Source organism: uncultured Desulfovibrio sp., assembly GCF_944327235.1.
Lineage (GTDB): Bacteria > Desulfobacterota > Desulfovibrionia > Desulfovibrionales > Desulfovibrionaceae > Desulfovibrio.
The window spans coordinates 1-4,370 of the sequence record NZ_CALVHE010000133.1; the positions used below are offsets into that span (position 1 = coordinate 1).

Here is a 4,370-nt window from a genome sequence, read left to right on the forward strand (position 1 = left end):
ACGAACCTGCGCGAAAAAAAGCGTACAGGCCATGACCTGCCGCTTGACGCGGTGCAGGATTGCGCTGCCGAAGCCTACCACAAGGCTTTGCAAGACGGCGTTTTCTTCGCTCCCGAAGACCTCCCGAGCGCCAAAAAGGCACTGGCGGAAGGCAAGGACACGGCCGTTTCCCTCGCGACCCTGTTCCGCAAAGAACTTGCTCCAACGATCACGCCGGCTTTGGTCGAAGAAAGGATAGTCATAGATCTGCCGGGCGTCGATTTGCCTGTCGTGACCATCCTTGACGTGTACACCGAAGACAAGACCCTTCGCGATCTCAAGACCAGCGGGAAAAAATGGAACGATGAAAAAGCGCACGCCTCAAATCAACCTACGGCCTACCGTGAGGCGGTCCGGCAAGCAACTGGCGAATATCCCGCCGCACTGCTCTTCGACGTTCTGGTCAACGGCAAAACGCCCGTCCTGCAAACGTTGTCAACGCAACGCGACGCGCAGGACACAGCCATATTGGCCCGCAAGTTCCAGCTCATGTGCGCAAGCATCAACGCGGGGATATTCCTTCCCGCCCAGCCTGATCACTGGTGTTGCGGTCCAAGATTCTGCGGATATTTTTTCACATGCCCGCATATCCCTGCCCACAGAAAAATATTGCCCAAAAGGAGCGCCTGATAATGTCCCAGACAAGTTATGACAACGTGCCGCTGTATACCGGCATTCCCGTACAGCAGGACAATAACGGATTTTTCCAGCCTCCCGCGCCGTCTGCGGATGGCATCCTGGCTACGGATCAGGCCAGAGCCGTGGCCGAGGTTCAAGCTGCGCTCGTCATAGCCGCATCCCGCCCACGCAATGAACTTCGCGCCCGTGACCGCCTGCTGCAAGCCTGCCAGCGCGTCAATCTTGCTTCAGGGGCGTTGTACCAGTACACACGCGGCGGAACATCCGTCTCCGGCCCCTCCATCCGCCTTGCCGAGGCGGCTGCCAGAGCCTGGGGAAACATGAACTACGGCTTCCGTGAACTCTCACGACGCCCCGGCGAAAGCGAATGCGAAGCCTTTGCCTGGGATCTGGAAACCAACACCAAGGCCGTACGCCAGTTCTCCGTTCGCCATCGGCGTGACACCAGAAAGGGAGGCTACGACCTCACCGACGAGCGCGATATTTACGAGCTCATGGCGAACCAGGCACAACGCCGTGTCCGCGCCGCCATCCTGGAGATCATCCCCGGCGACATCATGGAAGATGCCGTTGCCGAATGCGAAAAGACCCTGAAGGCCAGCGTCGGAGATGTCGCGGACGCCACAGCCAAACTTGTCCAAGCCTTCGCGGATATGGGCGTTTCACGCGAGGCCCTGGAAAAGCGCCTCGGCCACCGTATCGATTCCATCCAGCCGGCGCAGATCATCGGCTTTCGCAAAATCTACGTTTCCATAAAAGAAGGGATGAGCGACGCCAGGGACTGGTTTGATCTCCCCTCCGGCGAACAGCCCGGCGAAATCGCCGCCCTCGGCGCACCGTCCACAGCCGAAGCCGTGGACGTAACCACGGCGGCTGAACCGGAAGCGCCTGCCGCAGCTCCGGTGCAAGACGACGCGGCACAAAGAGAAGCCCAGAAGCAAGCACGGCAGGAGGAGCTCCACAGCCTCAAGCAGGACGTGCTGTCTGCCTTTGGGCAGGATGAAGCCGAACGACTTGCCGGGCGCGGCATCGACTGTTGGACGATAACCGACTGCCGCAAGCTGCTCCGCATGGCGGAAAAGCGTGATCAGGCCCCGTCCGCCTAGCTTTCCCTCACCTCCACACACCTCAACCCGCGCCCGCCCGGCAAAAGGCGGGCTTTTTCAGTATGTACGAAGATTTTACGACAACGAACAGAAATAACGGGCACGACAAACTGTGCCCGTTCTGTTTTGGTGGCCCTGACCCGTATGCGGAAATCCGCTGCGCTGGCGATCGCTGCATGGCATTCGTGTGCGAAATCTCCCCAGACGGCACCCCCACGGGCATGGGCCGCTGCGGCATAGTCAAACCCATCCGCGAGATGAGCGAACGAGACAGGGAAAGGCTGGCGAGGAAGAGCTAGTCATAAACCACAATCAGACAGGAGAACATCACATGATCCCCTTGAAAGTCGAAACGCTGTACAACGGCGGCGTTGTTGAGCGCCTGCATGATGAACTGACGCGCGTCATCCAGAATATTTGCGCCCCTGCCACGCTGGCCAAGAAAACCCGCAAGGTCAAGCTGGAAATAGCCATCAAGCCCAATGAGCATCGGAACATGGCGGAAGTCGTCGTCAGCACCTCATCGACGCTCTGCCCGCCTGAACCGCTGGAAACCAGCATTTACATCGGGACAGACCCCACAACCGGCGAGGTAGCCGCCTCGGAAATATCCAGCGGCGAAAATCCCGCCCAGAACGTCCTGCCCGGCGTGACGGAGAACATGCCCGGCAAAATCACTCAGTTCCCCCACAAACTGGCCAACAGCGCAAACTGACCCTATCACCCAAAGGAGGAGATCATGCTTAAAGCACTGTACGAAGCCATCCGCAGGGATGCCGCCCCCACCACACTGGAGATCGACGGACGCACCTACGCCAGCGACTCGCTGGCTCCCGTCCGCACGCCCACGCCGGAACCGCTTACGGTGAAGACCCTTTCCGCCATCGAGGATTATCTGCGCACCAATGTTGACGGCCTCGACGGTGAAAAGCTCATCTGCCACGTGGAAAGCCCTGAAAGCGTGGCGATCCTTTCCGCCCTGCAAGGCTCTTTTGATGACCGCAAGACCTATATCAGGGCCAAACTCGATAAGGTCAAACTCCCGCTTGGCGAGTGGATGGACGCCGAGGCCTTCATCATTGCCGTGCAGGCCTGCTTCACCGAAAGTGAACAGGATATCCAGCCCAGCGGACGCGGCCTTGTGCTCAAGTACACTTCCAGCGTCAAGACCACACTGGAAAACGCCGTGACCGATGACGGCGTCTCTCAGACCGTCACCGTGCGCAAGGGCATTGCCGGAGCGGAAAACACGATCCTTCCCAATCCCGTCAGCCTTCGCCCCTTCCGAACCTTCACCGAAGTCGAGCAGCCCGCCAGCAGCTTTGTCTTCCGCGTCAAGGACGATCACGGGAGCATGAAGTTCAGCTTGACGGAAGCGGACGGCGGCGCATGGCGCGCCGAAGCCATGAAGTCCATCAAATCATGGCTGCTGGACCATATCCCCGGCCTGAACGTCATCGCCTGATCCATCTCTGGGGGCGCGCCGGGCCTGATGAGCAGCCGGGTACAAGGTTTATCATTTTCAGAGGAATTGATGTATAATGCGCTATCTATCTTTATGCAGCGGCATAGAGGCAGCCAGCGTGGCATGGGAACCACTGGGCTGGGAACCAATCGGCTTCTGCGAAATTGAGGCGTTTCCATCCGCCGTTCTGGCGCATCGCTTTCCGTCCGTGCCGAACTATGGCGACATGACTCAGCTTGAGGGGGGGGACCTTGGAACAGTTGACATTGTGGTCGGCGGGACTCCCTGCCAGGGGTTCAGCATCGCCGGAAAACGTGGCGGATTGGCCGATGAACGTAGCGGATTGGCCATGCACTTTGTCAGAATTGTCTCTGATATTCGCCCGAAGTGGATCATATGGGAAAATGTCCCCGGAGTTTTTTCGACTAACGGCGGACGGGACTTCGGGACATTCGTCCGGGCGTTGGCAGAGTGCGGGTATCATCTCGCATGGCGAGTGCTTGACGCTCAGTTTTTCGGAGTTCCCCAGAGACGCCGTCGCATCTTCGTTGTGGGACATCTTGGAGACTGGCGACATCCCGCATCGGTTCTTTTTGAGCCCGAAAGCCTGCGCGGGCATCCTGCGCCGGGCGGAAAGGCGGAGACGGCGGCTGCCTCCGGCGCTGAAGGAGGCTCTGGAACAAGTCGCGGCACGGCCCGCGTAACGCAGTCCCTTACTCACAGTTTTGGATGCGGGGGCGCGGACGAAAACCGGGCGCAGGGAGGTTTTTATATCCCTGTCGTGCCCCCGCTTACGACGACTCCATATGCGGACAATGCTTGGCAGGAAGGCCGCCTCATTTCCGTTGCCCGTTGCCTCACAAGCCGCGCGGAACGCTACGACTTCGAGACTGAGACCCTGATTCCGTCACATGGCGTCAGACGGATCACGCCGCTGGAAGCGGAACGCCTGCAAGGCTTCCCCGACGGCTGGACGAACATCCCGTGGCGTGGTCGTCCCGCTCCAGATCGTCTCCGGTACAGGGCGCTGGGAAATGCCATGTGCGTCAACGTCATGCGCTGGATCGGTGGAAGAATTACAGCCGTAGAGATGGACTCAGAAAGCAACTGACAGGCCGCCC

5 protein-coding genes are annotated in these 4,370 nt (G+C 59.4%); all 5 read left to right on the forward strand.

Annotated features, from left to right (window positions below; translation table 11 throughout):
* A partial coding sequence (locus Q0K00_RS11435; protein ID WP_297229637.1) for a hypothetical protein occupies window positions 1-669 on the forward strand: 669 nt, incomplete at its 5' end.
* A gap of 2 nt (window positions 670-671) precedes the next feature.
* Entirely contained in the window at window positions 672-1,784 is a 1,113-nt protein-coding gene (locus Q0K00_RS11440; RefSeq protein WP_297229639.1) for a hypothetical protein, read from the forward strand.
* A 331-nt stretch (window positions 1,785-2,115) separates the two neighbouring features.
* Window positions 2,116-2,499 (forward strand): hypothetical protein, encoded by a 384-nt coding sequence (locus Q0K00_RS11445; protein ID WP_297229641.1) that lies wholly within the window; start codon window positions 2,116-2,118, stop codon window positions 2,497-2,499.
* Between the two features lie 24 nt (window positions 2,500-2,523).
* Complete coding sequence (locus Q0K00_RS11450) at window positions 2,524-3,249, forward strand: hypothetical protein (protein WP_297229643.1); 726 nt, start codon at window positions 2,524-2,526, stop codon at window positions 3,247-3,249.
* Between the two features lie 76 nt (window positions 3,250-3,325).
* Window positions 3,326-4,360 carry a DNA cytosine methyltransferase gene (locus tag Q0K00_RS11455; RefSeq protein ID WP_297229645.1) on the forward strand — a complete coding sequence of 345 codons (1,035 nt, stop codon included), beginning with the start codon at window positions 3,326-3,328 and terminating at the stop codon, window positions 4,358-4,360.
* Window positions 4,361-4,370: the final 10 nt, after the last annotated feature.

Coding starts and splice junctions, on each gene's coding strand:
- Q0K00_RS11450 (WP_297229643.1), top strand. CDS start 2,524: ATGCTTAAAGCACTGTACGAAGCCATCCGCAGGGATGCCGCCCCCACC.
- Q0K00_RS11440 (WP_297229639.1), top strand. CDS start 672: ATGTCCCAGACAAGTTATGACAACGTGCCGCTGTATACCGGCATTCCC.
- Q0K00_RS11445 (WP_297229641.1), top strand. CDS start 2,116: ATGATCCCCTTGAAAGTCGAAACGCTGTACAACGGCGGCGTTGTTGAG.
- Q0K00_RS11455 (WP_297229645.1), top strand. CDS start 3,326: ATGCGCTATCTATCTTTATGCAGCGGCATAGAGGCAGCCAGCGTGGCA.